Origin of the sequence: Streptomyces sp. NBC_01454 (assembly GCF_036227565.1) — a bacterium.
Lineage (GTDB): Bacteria > Actinomycetota > Actinomycetes > Streptomycetales > Streptomycetaceae > Streptomyces.
This window is the reverse complement of the sequence record NZ_CP109460.1, coordinates 4522495-4542255: the sequence shown is the minus strand read 5'-3', so window position 1 is coordinate 4542255 and position 19761 is coordinate 4522495. Positions and strand designations below refer to the sequence as shown.

Here is a 19761-nt window from a genome sequence, read left to right as displayed (position 1 = left end):
AGAGCCTGCGGAGCATGTGACCCCGCAGGCTCTTGTAGTTTCAGACTTCTTTGCAGGTTCTGGAGCAGGGCAACCCTTTGGCCCAAGGAGGGCTTATGGCTACCGGAACCGTCAAGTGGTTCAACGCTGAAAAGGGCTTCGGCTTCATCGCCCAGGACGGCGGCGGCCCGGATGTCTTCGTCCACTACTCGGCGATCAACGCCTCTGGCTTCCGCTCCCTGGAGGAGAACCAGCAGGTGAACTTCGACGTCACGCAGGGCCCGAAGGGTCCGCAGGCGGAGAACGTCACGCCGGTCTAAGTTGCCCGGCCCGGAATTTTTCCAGGTCGTTTCCAGCAGTACCCAAGGAGCCCCGCTCCGCCATTTCGGTGGCGAGTGGGGCTCCTGCCTTTTGCCTGCCGGCGCGACATGAATGGCCATTGCATGAATTCTTCTCGTCCGGCACATGACACACCCGTCCGCACGGGGCATTGCGGAATTCCACCGGCAATGCGCGCCGCGTCGGACGCCCGCCGCCCGACGGCACGGGAGCCCGCGGAGTTCCGGCCGCTACCTCACTGCGCAGGCATGCCCCGCATGCGACGCCCGGCCGCACCCGGCCCGCGGCCGTGAAGTTCCCGCCGTTCGAGAAGAACCGTTCAGGCCATCACCCTCCAGCTCTCACCCTCCAGCTCTCGCCCTCCGGCCGGCGCTTTCGTTTGGTCACAAAGAAACCGGATCGCGCCGGACACCGGTGAAGCGCGCACAAACACCCGCGCCCCGGCACTCACGCAGCGGAAAGCCGCGAGAAAGTACCGCGAGCAACAACCGTGAGCGACAACCGTGAGCGACAAGGGATCCGCCGAGGTGGCGAGCGCGGTGGCGGCGACGGCCGGAACGATGCGCGACCGGGCGCGCATTCCAGGGGGAACGTGTCGCTATCGCGCCAGTTGTCGGGCCGGCTGCCCGGCTCGCGGGAATCCGCGGCCATCGCCGTGAATCCGTAGAGGCGCGTATCCGCAGCGGAGGGAAGCAGAGGAAAGGGCGGGAATGCCGTCGTATTCGGCACTCCTGCGGTGGCCGTAAGGCTGCCGCACCCGCGGACTTCCGGCGTGAGTCCGGGCCCGATGGACCGCGGCGGGCGCGCAGTGGTGCGAGCGATGGCGGGGTAAGTCAATGCTTCCCGGGCAAGGCGCGCCCTCTCGGCTCCGCACTCGGCGGAATTCGGTCACCTAACTCACCCCGCGCGACGGCCGGAATTCTTCGCGGCGCCGCGCCGGGCACCGCACCAATGGCGGCACGGAACGCACCGGCCCACCCACGCGGGGAAGCAAGTCACCCGTGCCCGCGCGGAGCAGCCGGCACAGCCCTTTACGGCCGGCCGGCGAGCCGTGCTCTCGGCCCCCCTGCGCGCCTGCCGAGCGGGCGCGCCGGCCGGCACATTTCGGCGTAAGTCCGCACCGGCACAAAGAAGTTGCTGCCGATGACGAAGTGATCACGGAAAGTGGTCACATCGGAACATGGCGCGGCATACCGTGGGCAGAATGAGCGAGCAGTTGCCCCCACAGAAGACCTGTCCCGACTGTGGCGGCAGAGGCACCGTGGACTGGGAGACGCCTGCCGGCGACCAGGTCACGACGCAGTGCTCCGGTTGCGGCGGCACCGGCACCGTCCTGGCCTAGGGGAGGCGGAGGCGACATGACGACCTTGGGAAGGAACGGCAAGCCGGTCGGCCTGGACGCGCAGTACGTCGGCCGGCTGCCGTGCTCGACCTGCGGGATACGTTCGATGAAGCTGCCCGGCCAGCAGGGCGGACTGTGCATTCCGTGCTACGCCGAGGAGTGCGCCGCGGCGGGGCGCCGGGCGGCGACGGCCGGGGCCTGGGTGACGGCGAGCTTCGTCGGCGACCCGTGCCTGGCCTGCGGCTCGCGGTCCGTCGACGCCAACGGCTGGGCGTTCTGGTGCAATTCCTGCGACATGCAGACGGCGGTCGCGCTGCCGCCCCGGTGAGCGGGGCCGCCGCGGGCGCGACCCGCCGAGAGCGGCGATACCGCACGTCAGACCCCGTGCCACCTCCCCCACAGAGGTGACACGGGGTTCCAGTTTGACGCGTCGCGAGCGAGGGCTCCAGAGCGGGGTCACCCGCTTTCGTAAAGGCTGGCTATGTCTTTGGCGAAATCACGGGAGACGGCGCCACGGCGGAGCTTCAGGGACGGGGTGAGATGCCCGCCTTCCGGGGTGAAATCCACCGGGAGGACGGCGAAGCGGCGGATGGATTCGGCGCGGGAGACCAGTTCGTTGGCATCGTCCACCGCGCGCTGGAGATCGTCGAGCAGGTGCGCGTCACGGAGCAGTTGCTCATACGGCACGCTCTGCTTCTTGTGCATCTGGCACCAGTGGGCGAGGCCGTCCGGATCCAGGGTGAGCAGGGCGGTGATGTAGGGGCGGTGGTCGCCGACGACCATGCACTGGCCGACGAGCGGATGGGAGCGGAGGCGGTCCTCCAGCGGCGCGGGGGCGACGTTCTTGCCGCCCGTGGTCACGATGATCTCCTTCTTGCGGCCGGTGATGGTGAGGTAGCCGTCCGCGTCGAGGGACCCGAGGTCACCGGTGGCGAACCAGCCGCGGTCGGTGACGGGACGGGCCGCGCCGAGGGCGGCATCCCAGTAGCCGGAGAAGACGTGTCCGCCGTGGATCAGGATCTCGCCGTCGTCGGCGATGCGCACCGCACTGCCGGGGAGCGGCCAGCCGACCGTGCCGATGCGGGGGCGGAGCGGGGGCGTGAGCGTGGTGGCGGCCGTGGTCTCCGTCAGGCCGTAGCCCTCGAAGATCTCGATGCCGGCACCGGTGTAGAAGGCGGCGAGGCGGTGGCCGAGGGGGGAACCGCCGCAGAGGACGTGGCGGACCTTGCCGCCGAGGGCGGCGCGGATGCGGCGGTAGACGAGCGGGTCGTAGAGCTTGCGGGCGGCTTTGAGGGCGGCGCCGGGGCCGGGGCCCGTCCCGTGTTCCCTGGCCTCGACCGCCTCGCCGTAGGAGCGGGCGACGCGGGCCGCGCGGTCGAAGGAGGCGGCCTTGCCCCTCTTCTCCGCGGCGGCCCGGCCGGTGTTGAAGACCTTCTCCAGGACGTACGGGATGGCCAGCAGGAACGTCGGCCGGAAGCCGGCCAGGTCGGCGAGCAGCTCGTCGGTCTGGATGCTGGGGGCGTGGCCGAGGCGGACGCGGGCGCGCAGACAGCCGACGGCGACCATGCGCCCGAAGACATGGGAGAGCGGGAGGAAGAGGAGGGTGGCGGCGGGCTCCTCGCTGACCGAGGTGAAGACCGGGTGCAGCAGCTCGACGGCGTTGTCGACCTCGGCGAAGAAGTTGGCGTGGGTGAGGGCGCAGCCCTTGGGCTGTCCGGTGGTGCCGGAGGTGTAGATGAGGGTGGCGAGGGCGTACGGGCCGGTGGCGGCACGGCATTGGTCGACCGCCTCGTCCGGCAGGTCACGGCCGGCGGCGACGAGCTGGGAGACGGCGCCGGTGTTGAACTGCCAGAGGTGGTCCAGAGCGGGCAGTTCGCCGCGCAGACCGCTGATCAGGCGGGCCTCTTCGACGTTCTCCACGACGCAGGCCCGGGCGCCGGAGTCGTGCAGGATCCACTGCGCCTGGTGGGCGGAGGAGGTGGGGTAGAGCGGGACGGTGACCAGACCGGCCGCCCAGGCGGCGAAGTCGACGAGGGTCCACTCATAGGTCGTACGCGCCATGATCGCGAGCCGGTCGCCGGGGCGCAGACCGTGCGCAAGCAGGCCCTTGGCGACGGCGCGGACCTCGACGGCGAACTCCGCTGCGGTGATGTCACGCCAGCTGCCGCTGGGTTGTTTGCGGGCCAGCACGACCTCGGCGGGGGCCTCGGCGGCATTGGTGAAGGGGAGGTCCCCGAGCGAGCCACTGCGGACGGGCGGGACCAGCGGGGGGACGTAGACCTCCCGGACCGCGCCGTTGACCAGGGTTTTCTGCGGCTCTGTCACGGTGCGGGCGGGGGCGTCGGCCGGGTCGGCGGGGGTTCCTTCGGCGGGTGACCCGGTGGCTGCACTGTCCTGGTGGAACACGAGCGGCTCCTCGTTTCGCCTGTGGAGTGCGGGGAGGGTGGGGCGCGGCAATGCCGTGGTGAGTGCCGCGTGGGGGCCGCGCGCCCCTGGGGGCGGGGCCGGTGTACCTGAGCGCGGCGCAGCACGAGGCCGGCGGCGACGCCCGGTAACCCTCGACGGGCAGCAGCCGTAGCCGCGGCCGCAGCAACGGCAGCCAACCCCCGGGGCCCGCCCGTCCTCAGCATCGAACTACCCGACGCCATCGGGCCGTCGGCCTCCGACAGCCCGAACTCCACACCGGACCAGGGGAGTTGTGATCGCAGGGCGACGGCGGGAAGAGCCGCCGGCGGACGGCTCGCTCCCGGCGAGGGCACCCGTGGCACTCATCTGCGACCCAGCTCCTGACCCGACGGTAACCTTACGTAGAGGTCAACTTATGTGAGGAGCGGGAGCCGGCCAATGGCCGTGCGACACCTTCACCAATTCACCCCACGGGCCACGGGTCCAGGTCACGAGCGGCGCACCCCTCCCCCCGGTGCGCGGCGTACCACCGGCCGCCGCGCACCGCGCCACGTCACCCCCCGACGCCGGACCTGCTCCCCTGGCCCGCGAGTTCGCCCGGCGCCCACCGCTCGCCGCCCATCATCCGGCCGAGGCCCGCCCAGACGACGTTCATCATCGTGGCCGCGCTGTCCTTCGCCGACGGATGCGCCCGCTCCCCCGAAATACCGTCGTCCGGACGGCAGTTGGCCCACTCGGCAAGCGACTCGGCCGCGCCGACCAGGGCATGGGCGAGCCCGGCCACCTCCCGTTCGGCCAGCTCGCCGACGCAGCCCGCCTCCTTTGCGGCTGCACCCAGCAACTCCGTGACGAATGCGACGATCTCCCCCCGCACGACGGCGACTTCGCGGGCGAACGGCTCGCCGTGCGTGCGAGCCTGCTGATGAAGTACGGCCCAGCCGTCCGGATGCTCGGCGGTGTACGCGAAGAATCCCCGCAGGCCGTTCCACAGCTTCCGGTCGGCGCTCTCCCCCGGCTCGACGGCCGCCCGCACCGCCGCCACCAGCGACTCCGACTCACGCCGGATCACCGTGCTGAACAGGTCGTCCTTCGAATTCAGGTACAGATAGACCAGCGGCTTGGACACCCCGGCCAGCTCGGCGATCTCATCCATCGAGGCCGCCCGATATCCACGCCGTGCGAACGTCAGCACCGCGGCGTCCAGCATCTGCTGCTCCCGGACCGCGCGCGGCACCCTCTTGCTCTTCACAGCTTCCACCCTGAATGTCCCTCCATCCCCGCCCCTTTACTGCAAAGTAACTTTACGATCTCCACTTCCCACCCTCCGCACATTTGACGCGTTCCTGCCCATCACGAGGCGATACGTCTCGCTGCGCCCTCGTCGGCATCAACCGTCCGGAGGAGAGTCCCGTGCCGCAGTGCATCGGTGCCGCCCCCGGCATCCGCCGGCGGACCGAGCAGCGCGGGCCCGCCGGGGCGCCCCCGCCGCTGCTGGTCAAGGGCGCCCGGGCGACAGGCGTCGGCCGGCCGGAACCACTGGTAAGCGCTCGCCGTGGACCACCGGGTCATCCGCTACGACCACCGCGACACCGGCCGCGCCACGTGGCCCTTCGAGGAACGGCCCTACCGCATCGCCGATCCGGCCACGGATGTGCTCGCGGTCCTGGACGGGCTAGGCATCGGCCGGGCGCATCTCGTCGGCATGTCATTGGGCGGCATGCTGGCCCAGATGGTGCCGGCGGACCACCCCGACCGATGCCTCAGCGCCACCCTCATCGGCACCAGCGCCCCCAGCACCACCCCCTACACCTGCCCGGACGGCAACACGGTCCCGGCCGGGGAGCTGCCGGTCATCGCGCCCGAGGTCCTGGAGCTGTGATCCCGCGCCCGTCGAGGATCACGGGGCGGCGGCCGAGGCGGCCCGCCGGATCACACACTGGCGGGTACTCGCCGGTGACCAACTCCCCTTCGGCGGGGACTGGTTCCTCGCCTTCGAGCGGCGCGTCATCGCCCACACGGGGACACCACCGCACGAGCACCGCACACGCCCGCGCCGCGGTGGACGGCATGCTCCGCACGGACCGTCTCGCCGCGAACGCGGTACCGACGCTGGTGATCTGCGCCCCCGCCGAGCCGATCTTCCCGCCGCCGCACCCCCAGCACCTCGCCCAGTGCGTCCGCGGCGCACGGCTCGTCGAAATCCCGGGAAGGGGACACGCCCTGCCGCCCGCCGTACACCGCCCACTGGCCGCGGCGATCCTGGCCCGTACGGGAGCGGCGGCGGACTGAGGAGCGCGGCGTGCACCGGCCGACCACGACGGTGCCCCGGCCGCCAAGGCCGGGGCACCGCGCTCTCTCCTCGGGCCGGCCGCCGAAAGCGGCGCCGGCCAACGGCCCGCGGGCCGCGCGTCGTGACCCGTGGCGCTATGCGGCGGCCACCGGGTCCGCGACCGGCGCCGTCTGTTCCGTGCGCACGGCGTCGGCCGCCGGCGGCGTGATGCTCGTGGCGCCCCGGTACGCGTCGCGGTCCAGGATCTTCTCCCTGGCGGAGACCAGGATCGGGATGACCGACTGACCGGCCACGTTGGTGGCCGTACGCATCATGTCCAGGATCGGGTCGATGGCCATCAGCAGACCGACGCCCTCCAGGGGCAGGCCCAGCGTGGAGAGGGTCAGCGTCAGCATGACCGTCGCGCCGGTCAGTCCGGCGGTGGCGGCGGAGCCGATGACGGAGACGAAGACGATCAGGAGGTAGTCGCCGATGCCCAGGTGGACGTCGAAGATCTGGGCGATGAAGATCGCGGCGATCGCCGGGTAGATCGAGGCGCAGCCGTCCATCTTGGTCGTCGAGCCGAACGGCACCGCGAAGGAGGCGTACTCGCGCGGCACCCCGAGGCGCTCGGTGACCTGCTGGGTGACCGGCATGGTGCCGACCGACGAGCGGGAGACGAAGGCCAGCTGGATGGCCGGCCAGGCGCCGCGGAAGAACTGCAGCGGGTTGACCTTGGCGACGGTCGACAGCAGCAGCGGGTAGACGCCGAAGAGCACGAGCGCGCAGCCGACGTAGATGTCGACGGTGAAGGTCGCGTACTTGCCGATCAGGTTCCAGCCGTAGGTCGCGATGGCGTTGCCGATGAGGCCGACGGTGCCGAGCGGGGCGAGGCGGATGACCCACCACAGGGCCTTCTGCAGCAGTTCGAGGACCGAGCGGCTGATCGTGAGGACCGGCTCGGCCTTCTCGCCGAGCTGGAGGGCCGCGATCCCGGCGACGGCCGCCATGAAGACGATCTGCAGGACGTTCAGCTCGGTGAACGGCGTGATGATGTCGGTGGGGACGATGCCGGTCAGGAAGTCGATCCAGGAGCCCGCGTGATCGGGGAGCTTGCCGTCCTTGGGGGTCAGGCCGGTGCCCGCGCCGGGGTGGGTGAGCAGGCCGATCGCCAGGCCGATCGCGACCGCGATCAGCGAGGTGACCATGAACCACAGCAGGGTGCGGGTGGCGAGCCGGGCGGCGTTGTTGACCTGGCGCAGATTGGTGATCGACACCAGGATCGCGAAGAAGACCAGCGGCGCCACGGCCAGCTTCAGCAGCTGGACGAAGAGGTCGCCGAGGTGCTGCAGCGTGGCGGTGAGCCAGCCGAGGTCACCGTTCTTGGCGATCCCGCCGAGCACGACGCCCAGGACGAGACCGGCCAGGATCTGGGCCCAGAACGGGACCTTGGGTATGCGGGAGGACTTGGGGGGCTGGGGCGCCGGTGAGGACTCGGCGGTCTCGGCAGACGTGGACAACGGACACACTCCGGGGACAGATCAGGCGTGGGAAGGCGGCGCGGGGCGCCAGGGGGTCGAGCGGCCGCGGAGCGGTTCGAGAAAGCTCGAAGCAGGGGGCCTCCCGCCCGGAGGGCGAGGGGGATCTCCGGCCGCCGGAGGAAACAGTCAGCGGCGGCAACAGGCCGCGGACAGACAGCGGCAGAGATCGACATGCAGGCGCGCCACGAGCGGAATGCTCCTGGGGGACGGGGGCGCGGCTGCGGTCTTCATGGCACGTACATTAACACTTGAACTTTGAGGAACTCAAAGAAAATCTTTTACTTCTCGTGGGGCCGGCGCTCCGGACGACCCGTCAGAAACGCGACAGGCGCCCGGCCATGGAGCAAAGCCCATGGCGGCGGGCGCCTGTCGTGGTGGTGCGGCTGTGAGGCGTCTTACATAAGGTCCAGGCCTTTACAGCGACCCGTCCTCCTGGCCGGCGTGGGCCGCGAGCCGCTCGCGCTGGCGGTCGACCTTGGCGACGATCTGCTCGGACATCGCGTCGCGCTGCTTGCGCAGCAGCACGAAGCTGAGCGGCGCGGAGATCACGATGGAGAGCAGCAGCAGCCAGACGGTGTTGGACGCGCCGACGGCCAGCGGAATGATGTGGACGTAGGCCAGCCCCCACACCACGGCGAACGAGACGACGAAGAGGCCGATGCGAAGAGCGGTGTAGCGGAGCGTGGCGAAGTGGTGGCTACTCACGGATGGGACCTTCTCCTCAACGGCAACCTAAAGGGTCTGCATCCAGTCAAGCACAGCGCTTCGGGCGATCTTCGCGCCCCCCGCCGGACCCGTGGCTCACGCCGGCTCCTAGGCTCAGGCCAGCTCCTGCCACATGGTGATGTCGTCCCGGAAGTCCCCGTCGGCGACCTTGATCGCGCCGGGGACCCGGCCGACCTCCTTGTAACCGCAGGACGCGTAGAAGCGGCTGAGGCCGGTGCCGCCGCGGCAGGTGAGACGGATGCCGGTGATGCCGTCGAGCGAGCGGGCGGCGTCGGCGATCGCGCCCATCAGCTCCCGGCCGACCCCGCGGCCCTGGACGGACGGGTGGACCATGACGGTGTAGACCCACAGCCAGTGGCTCGTCAGCCGGCGGCCGTTGAGCGTGAGGAACGCCGCGGCCAGGACCCGACCGTCCGGCTCCCGGCCGACCAGCAGCCGCGTGCGCCCCTCGGCCATCGACGCCAGATGCCTCAGCAGCTCGGGGCGGACGTCGTCCGGGGTCACCGGCGGGACGAAGCCGACCGCGCCGTCGGCGTTGGAGACATCGGTCCACAGCGCGCAGATCCCGTCGCGGAGGGCGGGGGTGACGGAAGGGTCCAGGTCGAAGCGGACGTTCATGCCCCGGACCCTAACTCCCGCCACTGACAGCGGCCACTGCCCGCTCAGAGGCGCATCGGCTGGGGCGACTCACGCCGCTCGGGGTCCGGGCCGGGGTACTCGCGGATGGCCTCGTAGCGGGTGTTGCGCTCGATGGGGCGGAAGCCGGCGTCCCGAATCAGCTCCAGCAGGTCCTCGCGGGTCAGCTTGTTGGGCGTGCCGTAGTTGTCCGCGTCGTGCGTGATCTTGTATTCGACGACCGAGCCGTCCATGTCGTCGGCGCCGTGCTGCAGGGCGAGCTGGGTGGTCTGCAGGCCGTGCATGACCCAGAAGCACTTGATGTGCGGGACGTTGTCGAACAGCAGGCGGGAGACCGCGAAGGTCTTCAGGGCCTCGGCGCCGGTCGCCATCGTCGTGCGGGCCTGGAGCTTGTTGCGGACCTTGCCGTCCTGCATGTCGACGAAGTCGTGCTGGTAGCGCAGCGGGATGAAGACCTGGAAACCGCCGGTCTCGTCCTGGAGCTCACGCAGCCGCAGCACGTGGTCGACGCGGTGACGGGGCTCCTCGATGTGCCCGTAGAGCATCGTCGAGGGGGTCTTGAGGCCCTTCTCGTGGGCGAGGCGGTGGATGCGCGACCAGTCTTCCCAGTGGGTGCGGTGGTCGACGATGTGCTGGCGGACCTCCCAGTCGAAGATCTCGGCGCCGCCGCCGGTCAGCGACTCCAGACCGGCGTCGATCAGCTCGTCGAGGATCTCGGAGGCACTCAGCCCGGAGATGGTCTCGAAGTGGTGGATCTCGGTGGCGGTGAACGCCTTGAGGGAGACCTCCGGGAGGGCTTCCTTGAGGGCCTTGAGGGAGCGCGGGTAGTAGCGCCACGGCAGGGTCGGGTGCAGACCGTTGACGATGTGCAGCTCGGTGAGATTGTCGTTCTCCATCGCCTTGGCGAGGCGGACGGCCTCCTCGATCCGCATCGTGTACGCGTCCTTCTCCCCCGGCTTGCGCTGGAAGGAGCAGTAGGCGCACGAGGCGGTGCACACATTCGTCATGTTGAGGTGACGGTTGACGTTGAAGTGGACGACGTCGCCGTTCTTGCGCGTGCGCACCTCGTGGGCGAGGCCGCCCAGCCATGCCAGGTCGTCGGACTCGTAGAGGGCGATGCCATCCTCGCGGGTCAGCCGCTCCCCGGCGTGGACCTTCGCCTCCAGCTCACGCTTGAGGCCCACATCCATCGACGCCGCCATCCGGTCGCCTCCAGTCTCTGCCGTATCGGTGCCGTTTCGGTGCCGGAAACGGGCTTCGTCGAGCGTACTCCCCCGTAACAGAGGCGGACGGGGCCCCCTTGGTGCGCCCGTCCGCTCCCGGTGTGCCGTCCGGCGGCCGGTCGCCTATTCGGCCTCTTCGGGCAGTTCGCCGACACGGTTCTCCCACTTGGTGGAGAGCACGATCGTGGTGCGGGTACGGGAGACGCCCTTGGTGCCGGACAGCCGCCGGATGGTGCGCTCCAGACCGTCCACATCGCCCACCCGCACCTTGAGCATGTACGAGTCGTCGCCGGCGATGAACCAGCAGTCCTCGATCTCGGCGAGGTCGCGCAGCCGGTGCGCGACGTCCTCGTGGTCGGTCGCGTCCGACAGCGAGATGCCCACGAGTGCGGTGACGCCGAGGCCGAGCGAGGCGGCGTCGACCGTCGCGCGGTAGCCGGTGATCACACCGGCCGCTTCGAGGCGGTTGATCCGGTCCGTGACGCTGGGCCCGGAGAGGCCGACGAGCCGGCCGAGCTCCGCGTACGAGGCCCGGCCGTTCTCGCGAAGTGCCTGGATGAGCTGCCTGTCCACCGCGTCCATGCCCTCAAGCCTTCCAATCTTTACGCATTTTCGGGTTCTACATGTAGAATCTAAGGCATACAGGGTCTACACCCTGCGAATCTTTCACGAACTCAGACATTCTCAGGAGTTGTCACCGTGTACTCGATCGAGATGGCCTACGCCCGCATGCGCGAGCTGCAGGACCAGGCCAATCGTTCACGTGCCCACCGGTCCGCGGCACCGCGGGCCCGGCGCCGCTTCGGCCGCGCCGCCGCAGCCAAGCAGCGCTAGGGAGCGTCCGGGGCCTCCTCTTCCGCGGAGCCACCCCGCAGCTCCCCCTCCCATCGCCGGTACAGCCCGTGCGGCACCTCAGCCGCGTCGAGCACCCGGCCCGCGACGAAGTCCACCAGATCCTGGATGTGCGTCGCTCCCGCATAGAACGCCGGTGAGGCGGGCAGCACCACGGCGCCCGCCTCGTCCAGCGTCACCAGATGCTTCAGCGTCGGACCGTTCAGCGGCGTCTCGCGCACCGCGACCACCAGCCGCCGCCGCTCCTTGAGCGTCACGCTCGCCACCCGCTGGAGCAGGTCCTTCGACAGCCCGAGCGCGACCCCGGCCACACAGGCGGTGCTCGCCGGGACGATCAGCATCCCCTTGACCGGATACGACCCCGACGAGGGGCCGGCGGCCAGATCCCCGGCCGGCCAGTACCGCACCTGCGCCAGGTCCGCCTCCGTCACCGGAAACGTCGACGGCTTGCCGTCCGCCCCGCGCGCCAGCCATTCCCGCAGGTCGGCGCGCCAGTGGGCGTCCCGGAAGGCGATGCCGGTCTCGTCCAGCAGGGTCAGCCGCGACGCCCGGCTGACGATCAGATCCACCGCCTCCCCGGCGGCGAGCAGCCCGCGCAGAACGGACGCCGCATACGGGGTCCCGGACGCGCCGGAGATCCCCACGACCCACGGGCGGCGTCGGCCGGGGTCCTGCTTGCTGGTGTCGTTGTGCGGCGGCTCCACGGCATCGAGCCTATCCGGCGGAACCGTGGACCCCGTCACGGCCGTTCTTACCTGTGCGCCCCTCGCGGAGCCCCGCCGAGGGCCGCCCCACCGGGGGACGAGAAGGGACGGCCAAAGATGAGATCACGCGCGAAGCCCGCGCTCTGCCTGATGCTGGGCTGGGTCGCACTGCTGTGGGTGCTGGAAGGGGTCGATACCGTCAGCGGGGGCGCCCTGGACTCCTTCGGGATCCAGCCGCGCGAGCCCGCCGAGCTGGTCGATGTGGTGCCCGCCGCCTTTGTGCACTTCGGCTTCGCCCATCTCGTGGCGAACACCGTGCCGTTGCTGCTGCTCGGCTTCGTCGCCGCGCTGCGCAGCGGGGTGCGGCGCTTCCTCGCCGTCGTCCTGCTCATCGCCCTCACCAGCGGGCTGGGCGTCTGGTTCACGGCCGCGCCGGGCAGCAACACCGCGGGCGTCTCCGGCGTCATCTTCGGCCTCTTCGGCTATCTCCTGGTGCGCGGCTTCATCGAGCGCTCCCTCCTGGACATCGGCATCGGCCTGGTCATCGGCGCGCTGTACGGCTCGATCCTGTGGGGCGCGCTGCCGACGGACAGCCAGATCAGCTGGCAGGGGCATCTGTTCGGGCTGATCGGCGGAGTGCTGGCGGCCTTCGTCTTCCGCGAGCGTGCCCGCGCCGGTGCTGCCGGGGCCGCTGTCAGACCCGTCACGTAGCCTCGGAATCGAACGGGAGCCGCGGGCGGGCACGACGGCCGCCTCGTGCGGACTCCACACGCAGCAGGCAGTGCATACGGGGGAGCAGACCATGTCCGACTACCAGCAGCCGGGGTACGGACCGTACGGCGGCGGACCACAGCAGCCGTACGGCGCGCCGCAGCAGGGCTGGCCCGGCGGGGCGCCCGGCGGCTACGGCTACCCCGGCCCGCAGCAGCCCGGCTACGGCACCCAGCCGCCGCCGGCCTCGACGAACTCCGCGATGTGGGCCCATCTCGGCACCCTGCTGGTCGTCGCCGGCGGCTCGGTGATGTGCTGCGGTCTGGGCGCGTTCCTCGGCTGGATCTTCCCGCTGTCCGTCCGCAACAACGTCCGCCACAAACAGGACCCGTACGTCCGCCACCACGCCACCCAGGCGCTGAACTTCGGCATCACCCAGGCCGTCATGGCGGCCATCGGCGTGGTGCTGTACTTCGGCAGCGCCCTCATCTTCGCCGCGGTCGCCACGGAAACCCAGCGCCAGAGCTCCGGGCTGGCCGTCCCGCTGCTGACCGTGGTCGCCATCATGGGCACGTACGGCATAGCCGGTCTGGTCTGCGCGATCATGGGCACGGTCAAGGCGACCCGCGGCGAACTGTGGACCTACCCGCGGCTGATCGCCTGGCCGCTCAGCAAGGGCTGAGCGGCGGGGCCGGCCGGAGGGCACTCGGGGCCGTCGGGCCGGGCAGCCGGGCAGCCGGGCCGAAGGATGTGGGTCGAACCGTCCTCCGTGCTCGAACCGTCCTCCGTCGTGCTCGAACCGTCCTCCGTGCTCAGACCGTCAGGCGGACAGCCCTCGGACCAGCAGATCCAGCAGCGCACAGACGAAGAGCGCAATCCCGATGAACCCGTTGACCTGGAAGAACGCCCGGTTCAGCCGGCTGAGGTCATGCGGCTTCACGAGCGTGTGCTCGTAGAGGAAGGCCGCCGCCACGATCACCAGTCCCAGCCAGAAGAACACGCCGGCGCCGGTCGCCAGCCCGTACCAGACGAACAGCCCCGTCGTGACGAGGTGGCAGCCGCGCGCCCCCCGGATCGCGGCCGGGATGCCGAAGCGGGCCGGGACCGACAGCACCCCGACCTCACGGTCCGTCTCCACGTCCTGGCAGGCGTAGATCAGATCGAAGCCGCCGATCCAGATGCCGACCGCGAGGCCGAGGATCGCCGCGTCCCAGGACCAGGTCCCGGTGATCGCCAGCCAGGCGCCGATCGGCCCCATCGCCTGGGCGAGGCCCAGGATCGCCTGCGGGAAGTTCGTGAACCGCTTGCCGTACGGATAGACCACCATCGGCACCACCGCGAGCGGCGCGAGCACCAGGCACAGGGTGTTGAGCAGTGCCGCCGCGCCCAGGAAGACGGCGAGTGCGATCAGCGCACCCGTCCATGCCGACTTCACCGACACCGCGCCGGTGACCATCTCCCGGTGCGCGGTGCGCGGATTGCGGGCATCGATCTCGCGGTCGATGATCCGGTTCGCGGCCATCGCGAACGTCCGCAGACCGACCATGGCGACGGTGACGAGCAGCAGCCGGCCCCACTGGATGTGCCGGTCCGCCTCGTACATCGCGGTCAGCGAGGCGATATAGGCGAAGGGCAGCGCGAAGACCGAGTGCTCGATCATCACCAGGCGCAGAAACGCCTTGGTCCGGCCCGGCTGCGGGACCGCCGCGGATGCGCTGCTCACGAGAGTCCGTACTCCTTCCAGCGGCGGTCGACCAGCGCCGCCGTGCGTGGGTCGGACTCGACCATCTCCGGCCAGCCCCCATCGCGCGTGTAGCCCTCCTCGGGCCACTTCCGCGTCGCGTCAATGCCCGCCTTGCCACCCCAGAACTGCTGGTAGGAGGCGTGGTCGAGATGGTCGACGGGACCTTCGACGACGGTGAGGTCCCGGGCGTAGTCGGTGTTGCCCAGCGCCCGCCAGGACACCTCGTGGAGGTTGTGCACATCGCAGTCCGCGTCCACGACCACGATCAGCTTGGTCAGCGACATCATGTGCGCGCCCCAGATGGCGTGCATCACCTTCTGTGCGTGCTTGGGGTACTTCTTGTCGATCGAGACGATCGCGCAGTTGTGGAAACCGCCGGACTCCGGCAGGTGGTAGTCCACGATGTCCGGCACGATGATCTTGAGGAGCGGCAGGAAGAACCGCTCCGTCGCCCGCCCCAGCGGCCCGTCCTCCGTCGGCGGACGCCCCACCACGATCGACTGGAGCAGCGGCCGCTGCCGCATCGTCACACAGTCGATGGTCAGCGCCGGGAAGGGCTCCTGCGGGGTGTAGAAGCCGGTGTGGTCGCCGAACGGGCCCTCGGGCAGCATCTCGCCGGGCTCCAGCCAGCCCTCGATGACGACCTCGGCGTGCGCCGGCACCTGCAGCGGCACGGTCTTGCAGTCGACCATCTCGATCCGCTTGCCCTGGAGGAAGCCGGCGAAGAGGTACTCGTCGATGTCCCCGGGCAGCGGCGCGGTCGAGGCGTACGTCACGGCCGGCGGGCAGCCGAAGGCGATGGCGACCGGCAGCTTCTCCCCGCGCTTGGCGGCGACCTGGTAGTGGTTGCGGCTGTCCTTGTGGATCTGCCAGTGCATCCCGATGGTGCGCTTGTCGTGGCGCTGGAGACGGTAGAGACCGAGGTTGCGCACCCCGCTCTCCGGGTGCTTGGTGTGCGTCAGCCCCAGGTTGAAGAAGGAGCCGCCGTCCTCGGGCCAGGTGAACAGCGCCGGCAGCCGGTCCAGATCGACCTCGTCGCCCTGGAGCACGACCTCCTGGACGGGCGCGCTCTCGCCCTTCACCTTCTTCGGCGGCACATGCGTCATGCCGGCGAGCTTGCCGAACGCCTCGCGCACCCCGACGAAGCCCTGCGGCAGCTCGGGCTTGAGCAGCCCGCCGATCTTGCCGCTGATGTCCTCGTACGCCTTCAGGCCGAGCGCCTTCAGCAGCCGGCGGTCGGTGCCGTAGACGTTCATGGCGAGCGGCATCGCCGAGCCCTTGACGTTCTCGAAGAGCAGCGCCGGGCCACCGGACTTCTGCACCCGGTCCACGATCTCGCCGACTTCCAGATACGGATCGACCTCGGCCTTGATGCGCTTGAGGTCGCCCTCCCGCTCCAGTGCACGCAGGAACGAGCGAAGATCGTCGTAAGCCATGCCGTCCAGTATCGGGTACGCACTACCCTGGGCGGGTCACCGGGCCCCGCCGAGGGCCTGCCGTCACACGCAGGGGGCGTGGTTCCGCAATGCTCAGGTATCTGCCGTTCCTCCTGGTGCTGGCACTGTGGATCTACGCGTTCATCGACTGCCTGAACACCCCCGAATCCCAGGTGCGCGGCCTGCCCAAGGTCGTGTGGGTGCTGATCATCCTGCTCTTCGGCGAGGTGCTGGTCGGCCCGGTCGCCTGGCTGGTGGCGGGCAAGCAGCGCCGACCGGTCCCGGCCGACGGTGCCACGCCCTCGGCCTGGCACCGCGACCGCGGCACCAGGTGGGTCGCCCCGGACGACAACCCCGAGTTCCTCCGCTCCCTCAAGGACGACAACAAGCAGGACGAGGACAGCCAGGACGAGACCCGGCTCAAGGACTGGGAGGCCGACCTGCGCCGCCGCGAGGAGGACCTCCGCCGCAAGAACCGCGATACGGCGGACGGCCCCGAAGAAACCCCCTGAGCCCGCCGCCCCAGCGTACGGTGACGCCATGGACCGTACGCAGGACTGGGGCCGGGACCGCGACGCACTCCGGCCGCACGGCCACCCCGCTCCTCCCTCCGCACAGGCCCGCGCCATGCTGGCAACGGCGCTCGCCGAGGCCCGCGCCGGACTCGCCGAGGGCGGCATCCCGATCGGCGCGGCACTCTACGGCCCGGACGGCACCCTCCTCGGCCGCGGCCACAACCGCCGCGTCCAGGACAACGACCCCTCCCTGCACGCCGAAACCGCCGCCTTCCGGGCCGCCGGCCGCCAACCCGGCTACCGCGGCACCACGATGGTCACCACCCTCTCCCCCTGCTGGTACTGCAGCGGCCTGATCCGCCAGTTCAACATCCCCCGCGTGGTGATCGGCGAGGCCCGCACCTTCCACGGCGGCCACGACTGGCTCGCCCAAAACGGCGTCCAGATCCTCCTCCTCGACGACCCCGCATGCACGGAGCTGATGCGGGAGTTCATCGAGAAGCGGCCGGAGTTGTGGCGGGAGGATATTGGGGGTGGGTGAGGTCGGCCCCGCAGTAAGGAAGTGCGGAGGGTCAGGCCGCCGTCCAGGCCGATCAGCAGAAACTCGCTGACCCCAAAGACATGTGGGAGAGCCGGGATCGCGCTTCCCAGCTCCGCCGCGGGCGCCGCTCCTGCCTCCGGCGGGGGCGCTCAGGCTCCGAGTTGGACGGGGCGCCGTTCGCGAGTGCCGGCCGCGTAAGGGCGTGCACGGGGCGCGCCCATCCCGCCTGCCGTCGACCCAGGCAGCGCCGAGCAGACGCGGCCCCTGGCACTCAGGTCGTTCGTACAGTGGTGGGTCGAGGTAGTCGAGGTATATGTGTGGCCCGAGTCGCTCCCGAGACCTATCCACAGGTGGTGACACCACCGCGCGCAGCCCGGTGCACCACGCGTACCGGCCACTCGGCGCAACGTCAGGAGGTTCTGCGGCGCAGGCTCCGCACGAAGAGCGGCACCGACAGCAGGAGCAGGGCTCCTTCGACAGCCAGGCTGACCAGCCCGAGCGGTTCCGTCCAATTGCCGACATCGTCGCTGAAGTAGGGCAGCCCCGGACCCCTGGAGAGGATGTAGCCCAGCAAGGGGCCGACGGCGACCAGGGCCGCAAGCAACCATCCCGGTCGGACGAGGCCGATGAGGAGCAGCACGGCGGCGACCACGGCCGCGATCTCCAGGACGTGGTAGGCGACGCCGATGTAGTGGGGATCCCTCGTTGCCGTGATGCCGCCTTGGTCCACGACGTGGATGGCGGCCACCGCGAGGCACAGCAGAGCCCCCGCCCACCTGGCCCACCAGGTGGCCCCCGGCACCGTCGCAGCATGGTGTGGCATGCGGAGGTACCTTCGCCTTTCTTCAGCAGCGTGTGCCTGCCGCGCCGCGATCCCATCTGCTCGGTTGGCTCCTGAACGGGCAGCGCACCGGCCTCTGTCAGGTCCCAGCCTCAGCGGACAGCCGCTCGCCGTCGCCCCCGACGGTGCAGACGGGTGACACGGCCACCGGAGCGGCGAACGCACGAAGATCAGGGACGTCACGCCGCCGGCCCAAGAAATCCGCTCCCGGCTCCGCTCCGGCGACATCCCGGCCGCCCCCGCGCTGCTGCCCGAGGAGCGTCCCTACCCGGCACCCGGGGGAACTCCGGGGCTTCGCCGCGTGTCCTGGCGCGGCTTTTCAAACACGTAGAGCGGGGCACGCGGGGTCCGTTGTGCGCTGCTTCGTGTGGCGTACGGGACGTAGTGGGGTCCGGCCAACTGACAACCGTTCACGGCCAATTGCTGCATCGTTCAGCAACCTCCCCCTGCCCGGGAAACTCAGCCACCGCCACAGTCAAGTCGGCCCACTGAGGGCTCACGCGACTCAGGGAGAGTGGCACATATGCCCGACATGACCCGACGCAGACTCCTCGGCTCCGCGGCCGGCGCGGTCGGCGGCGCCGCCGCGCTGTCGCTGCTTCCGCCCAGCGTTCAGAAGGCCGTCGCCGCCGGACCCGCGCGTCACGGCTCACTGCACGACATCGAGCACGTCGTCATGCTCATGCAGGAGAACCGCTCGTTCGACCACTACTTCGGCACCCTGCGCGGGGTGCGCGGCTTCGCCGACCCGGACGCGCTGACGCTGCCCGACGGCCGGTCCGTCTTCCACCAGCCGGACGCGGTGAACCCGGACGGCTATCTGCTGCCGTTCCGCCTCAACACGCACACCTCCAGCGCCCAGGCCATCCCCTCCACCAGCCACGCCTGGTCCGTGCAGCACGAGGCGTGGAACGGCGGCAAGATGGACCGCTGGCTGCCCGCGCACCGCAAGGCCGACGGGGTCAACGGTCCGTATGTGATGGGCTATCACACCCGCGAGGACATCCCCTTCCAGTTCGCCCTCGCCGAGGCGTTCACCCTCTGCGACAACTACTTCTGCTCGGTCTTCGGCCCGACCTGGCCCAACCGGCTCTACTGGATGACGGGCACCCTCGACCCGGGCGGCACCCGCGGCGGCCCGGTGCTCAACAACACCGCGCCCAAGGCGTACCGCTGGACGACCTACGCCGAGCGGCTCGAGGCGGCCGGCATCAGCTGGAAGGTCTACCAGGAGGAGGACGACTACGGCTGCAACCTCCTGGAGCAGTTCCAGACGTTCCGGGACTCCCAGCCGGGCCAGCCGCTCTACGAGCGCGGGATGCGGCCGCAGCCGGCCGGCACCTTCGAGGACGACGCCCGGGCCGACCGGCTCCCCGCCGTCTCCTGGCTGATCCCCACCAGCCACCAGTCCGAGCACCCGGACTATCTGCCGGCCGCCGGCGCCGACTACGTCGCGCAGAAGATCGAGGCGATCGCGTCCAACCCGAAGGTGTGGGCCAAGACCGTCTTCATCCTCAATTACGACGAGAACGACGGGCTCTTCGACCACGTGCCGCCGCCGGTGCCGCCCGCGGGGACGAAGGACGAGTTCGTCCAGGGCCTGCCGATCGGCGGGGGCTTCCGGGTGCCGTGTCTGATCATCTCGCCGTGGACGGTGGGCGGCTGGGCGGCCGGCGAGGCCTTCGACCACACCTCGGTGCTGCAGTTCCTGGAGCGCTGGACGGGGGTGGCCGAGCCCAACATCAGCAACTGGCGGCGGTCCGCATTCGGCGATCTGACCTCGGCGTTCGGCTTCCGCCACGCGGCCCACCGGCCGCCGCGGCTGCCGGACGACACCGCCGAGCAGCTGGCCGAGGCGCAGTGGGACGTGGCGCATCTGCCGAAGCCGACGCTGCCGGGCGCCGGGCAGCGGCCGCCGCGCCAGGAACGGGGCCGGCGCAGGCGCCGCTAGGCCGT

At 70.4% G+C, this 19761-nt stretch carries 20 protein-coding genes and 1 pseudogene; 10 read left to right on the top strand and 11 right to left on the bottom strand.

Annotated elements, in window-relative coordinates:
• The first annotated feature begins 95 nt into the window (after window positions 1–95).
• From OIU81_RS20135 to OIU81_RS20125, 3 genes are all read left to right on the top strand, one after another.
• Window positions 96–299, top strand: a complete 204-nt coding sequence (locus OIU81_RS20135; protein ID WP_003984261.1) for a cold-shock protein — start codon at window positions 96–98, stop codon at window positions 297–299.
• A gap of 1223 nt (window positions 300–1522) precedes the next feature.
• Window positions 1523–1660, top strand: a complete 138-nt coding sequence (locus OIU81_RS20130; protein ID WP_189102357.1) for a hypothetical protein — start codon at window positions 1523–1525, stop codon at window positions 1658–1660.
• A 16-nt stretch (window positions 1661–1676) separates the two neighbouring features.
• On the top strand, window positions 1677–1988 hold the full coding sequence (locus tag OIU81_RS20125) for a hypothetical protein (protein WP_329149834.1): 312 nt from the start codon (window positions 1677–1679) through the stop codon (window positions 1986–1988).
• 128 nt (window positions 1989–2116) lie between these two features.
• Here OIU81_RS20125 and OIU81_RS20120 read toward each other — a convergent pair whose 3' ends face one another.
• Together OIU81_RS20120 and OIU81_RS20115 are read right to left on the bottom strand one after the other, a co-directional pair.
• Window positions 2117–4066 (bottom strand): AMP-dependent synthetase/ligase, encoded by a 1950-nt coding sequence (locus tag OIU81_RS20120; protein ID WP_443074017.1) that lies wholly within the window; start codon window positions 4064–4066, stop codon window positions 2117–2119.
• A 553-nt stretch (window positions 4067–4619) separates the two neighbouring features.
• Complete coding sequence (locus tag OIU81_RS20115) at window positions 4620–5324, bottom strand: TetR/AcrR family transcriptional regulator (protein WP_329149832.1); 705 nt, start codon at window positions 5322–5324, stop codon at window positions 4620–4622.
• A 152-nt stretch (window positions 5325–5476) separates the two neighbouring features.
• Between OIU81_RS20115 and OIU81_RS20110 the strand changes: the two are divergent.
• Window positions 5477–6355 (top strand): annotated as a pseudogene (locus OIU81_RS20110) (alpha/beta fold hydrolase).
• A 135-nt stretch (window positions 6356–6490) separates the two neighbouring features.
• On the opposite strand, the gene OIU81_RS20105 reads toward OIU81_RS20110, so the two are convergent.
• The 5 genes from OIU81_RS20105 to OIU81_RS20085 all read right to left on the bottom strand — a co-directional run bounded on the left by OIU81_RS20105 (window position 6491) and on the right by OIU81_RS20085 (window position 11043).
• On the bottom strand, window positions 6491–7855 hold the full coding sequence (locus tag OIU81_RS20105; protein WP_329149830.1) for a dicarboxylate/amino acid:cation symporter: 1365 nt from the start codon (window positions 7853–7855) through the stop codon (window positions 6491–6493).
• Between the two features lie 435 nt (window positions 7856–8290).
• A complete protein-coding gene (locus OIU81_RS20100) occupies window positions 8291–8581 on the bottom strand; it encodes a DUF4229 domain-containing protein (protein ID WP_329149828.1) in 291 nt (96 codons plus the stop codon).
• Between the two features lie 114 nt (window positions 8582–8695).
• The gene (locus tag OIU81_RS20095) at window positions 8696–9220 is read right to left on the bottom strand and encodes a GNAT family N-acetyltransferase (RefSeq protein ID WP_329149826.1); all 525 of its coding nucleotides are present in this window, start codon (window positions 9218–9220) and stop codon (window positions 8696–8698) included.
• Window positions 9221–9264: 44 nt separating this feature from the next.
• Complete coding sequence (gene mqnE, locus OIU81_RS20090; protein ID WP_329155241.1) at window positions 9265–10428, bottom strand: aminofutalosine synthase MqnE; 1164 nt, start codon at window positions 10426–10428, stop codon at window positions 9265–9267.
• Between the two features lie 156 nt (window positions 10429–10584).
• Window positions 10585–11043 (bottom strand): Lrp/AsnC family transcriptional regulator, encoded by a 459-nt coding sequence (locus tag OIU81_RS20085; protein WP_329149824.1) that lies wholly within the window; start codon window positions 11041–11043, stop codon window positions 10585–10587.
• 117 nt (window positions 11044–11160) lie between these two features.
• Between OIU81_RS20085 and OIU81_RS20080 the strand changes: the two genes are divergently transcribed.
• Window positions 11161–11295: a hypothetical protein gene (locus OIU81_RS20080; RefSeq protein ID WP_329149822.1), complete on the top strand. Its 135-nt coding sequence runs from the start codon at window positions 11161–11163 to the stop codon at window positions 11293–11295.
• Here the strand turns inward: OIU81_RS20080 and OIU81_RS20075 are convergent.
• Complete coding sequence (locus OIU81_RS20075) at window positions 11292–12017, bottom strand: UbiX family flavin prenyltransferase (RefSeq protein ID WP_329149820.1); 726 nt, start codon at window positions 12015–12017, stop codon at window positions 11292–11294. The genes OIU81_RS20080 and OIU81_RS20075 overlap by 4 nt on opposite strands.
• A 117-nt stretch (window positions 12018–12134) precedes the next feature.
• Here OIU81_RS20075 and OIU81_RS20070 point away from each other — a divergent pair, with 117 nt between their 5' ends.
• Window positions 12135–12728 carry a rhomboid family intramembrane serine protease gene (locus tag OIU81_RS20070; protein ID WP_329149818.1) on the top strand — a complete coding sequence of 198 codons (594 nt, stop codon included), beginning with the start codon at window positions 12135–12137 and terminating at the stop codon, window positions 12726–12728.
• A 91-nt stretch (window positions 12729–12819) separates the two neighbouring features.
• The gene (locus tag OIU81_RS20065; protein ID WP_329149816.1) at window positions 12820–13410 is read left to right on the top strand and encodes a DUF4870 domain-containing protein; all 591 of its coding nucleotides are present in this window, start codon (window positions 12820–12822) and stop codon (window positions 13408–13410) included.
• A gap of 138 nt (window positions 13411–13548) precedes the next feature.
• Here the strand turns inward: OIU81_RS20065 and mqnP are convergent, their stop codons facing one another.
• Both mqnP and OIU81_RS20055 read right to left on the bottom strand, forming a co-directional pair.
• The gene (gene mqnP, locus OIU81_RS20060; RefSeq protein WP_329149814.1) at window positions 13549–14451 is read right to left on the bottom strand and encodes a menaquinone biosynthesis prenyltransferase MqnP; all 903 of its coding nucleotides are present in this window, start codon (window positions 14449–14451) and stop codon (window positions 13549–13551) included.
• The gene (locus OIU81_RS20055) at window positions 14448–15908 is read right to left on the bottom strand and encodes a menaquinone biosynthesis decarboxylase (RefSeq protein ID WP_329149812.1); all 1461 of its coding nucleotides are present in this window, start codon (window positions 15906–15908) and stop codon (window positions 14448–14450) included. Before OIU81_RS20055 ends, mqnP begins: the two co-directional genes overlap by 4 nt.
• An 89-nt stretch (window positions 15909–15997) precedes the next feature.
• On the opposite strand from OIU81_RS20055, the gene OIU81_RS20050 reads away from it, so the two are divergent.
• Complete coding sequence (locus OIU81_RS20050) at window positions 15998–16420, top strand: PLD nuclease N-terminal domain-containing protein (protein WP_329149810.1); 423 nt, start codon at window positions 15998–16000, stop codon at window positions 16418–16420.
• Window positions 16421–16535: 115 nt separating this feature from the next.
• Complete coding sequence (locus OIU81_RS20045) at window positions 16536–16964, top strand: nucleoside deaminase (RefSeq protein ID WP_329155239.1); 429 nt, start codon at window positions 16536–16538, stop codon at window positions 16962–16964.
• 409 nt (window positions 16965–17373) lie between these two features.
• On the opposite strand, the gene OIU81_RS20040 is transcribed toward OIU81_RS20045, so the two are convergent.
• Window positions 17374–17787, bottom strand: a complete 414-nt coding sequence (locus OIU81_RS20040) for a hypothetical protein (protein WP_329149808.1) — start codon at window positions 17785–17787, stop codon at window positions 17374–17376.
• Between the two features lie 541 nt (window positions 17788–18328).
• On the opposite strand from OIU81_RS20040, the gene OIU81_RS20035 reads away from it, so the two are divergent.
• The gene (locus OIU81_RS20035) at window positions 18329–19756 is read left to right on the top strand and encodes an alkaline phosphatase family protein (RefSeq protein ID WP_329149806.1); all 1428 of its coding nucleotides are present in this window, start codon (window positions 18329–18331) and stop codon (window positions 19754–19756) included.
• Window positions 19757–19761 lie beyond the last annotated feature (5 nt).

Excerpts from the sequence above, each read along its gene's own strand:
- OIU81_RS20050 (WP_329149810.1), top strand. The coding sequence starts at position 15,998 with ATGCTCAGGTATCTGCCGTTCCTCCTGGTGCTGGCACTGTGGATCTAC.
- OIU81_RS20085 (WP_329149824.1), bottom strand. The coding sequence starts at position 11,043 with ATGGACGCGGTGGACAGGCAGCTCATCCAGGCACTTCGCGAGAACGGC.
- OIU81_RS20095 (WP_329149826.1), bottom strand. The coding sequence starts at position 9,220 with ATGAACGTCCGCTTCGACCTGGACCCTTCCGTCACCCCCGCCCTCCGC.
- OIU81_RS20055 (WP_329149812.1), bottom strand. The coding sequence starts at position 15,908 with ATGGCTTACGACGATCTTCGCTCGTTCCTGCGTGCACTGGAGCGGGAG.
- OIU81_RS20130 (WP_189102357.1), top strand. The coding sequence starts at position 1,523 with ATGAGCGAGCAGTTGCCCCCACAGAAGACCTGTCCCGACTGTGGCGGC.
- mqnE (WP_329155241.1), bottom strand. The coding sequence starts at position 10,428 with ATGGATGTGGGCCTCAAGCGTGAGCTGGAGGCGAAGGTCCACGCCGGG.
- OIU81_RS20035 (WP_329149806.1), top strand. The coding sequence starts at position 18,329 with ATGCCCGACATGACCCGACGCAGACTCCTCGGCTCCGCGGCCGGCGCG.
- OIU81_RS20135 (WP_003984261.1), top strand. The coding sequence starts at position 96 with ATGGCTACCGGAACCGTCAAGTGGTTCAACGCTGAAAAGGGCTTCGGC.
- OIU81_RS20040 (WP_329149808.1), bottom strand. The coding sequence starts at position 17,787 with ATGCCACACCATGCTGCGACGGTGCCGGGGGCCACCTGGTGGGCCAGG.
- OIU81_RS20125 (WP_329149834.1), top strand. The coding sequence starts at position 1,677 with ATGACGACCTTGGGAAGGAACGGCAAGCCGGTCGGCCTGGACGCGCAG.
- OIU81_RS20070 (WP_329149818.1), top strand. The coding sequence starts at position 12,135 with ATGAGATCACGCGCGAAGCCCGCGCTCTGCCTGATGCTGGGCTGGGTC.
- OIU81_RS20065 (WP_329149816.1), top strand. The coding sequence starts at position 12,820 with ATGTCCGACTACCAGCAGCCGGGGTACGGACCGTACGGCGGCGGACCA.
- OIU81_RS20045 (WP_329155239.1), top strand. The coding sequence starts at position 16,536 with ATGCTGGCAACGGCGCTCGCCGAGGCCCGCGCCGGACTCGCCGAGGGC.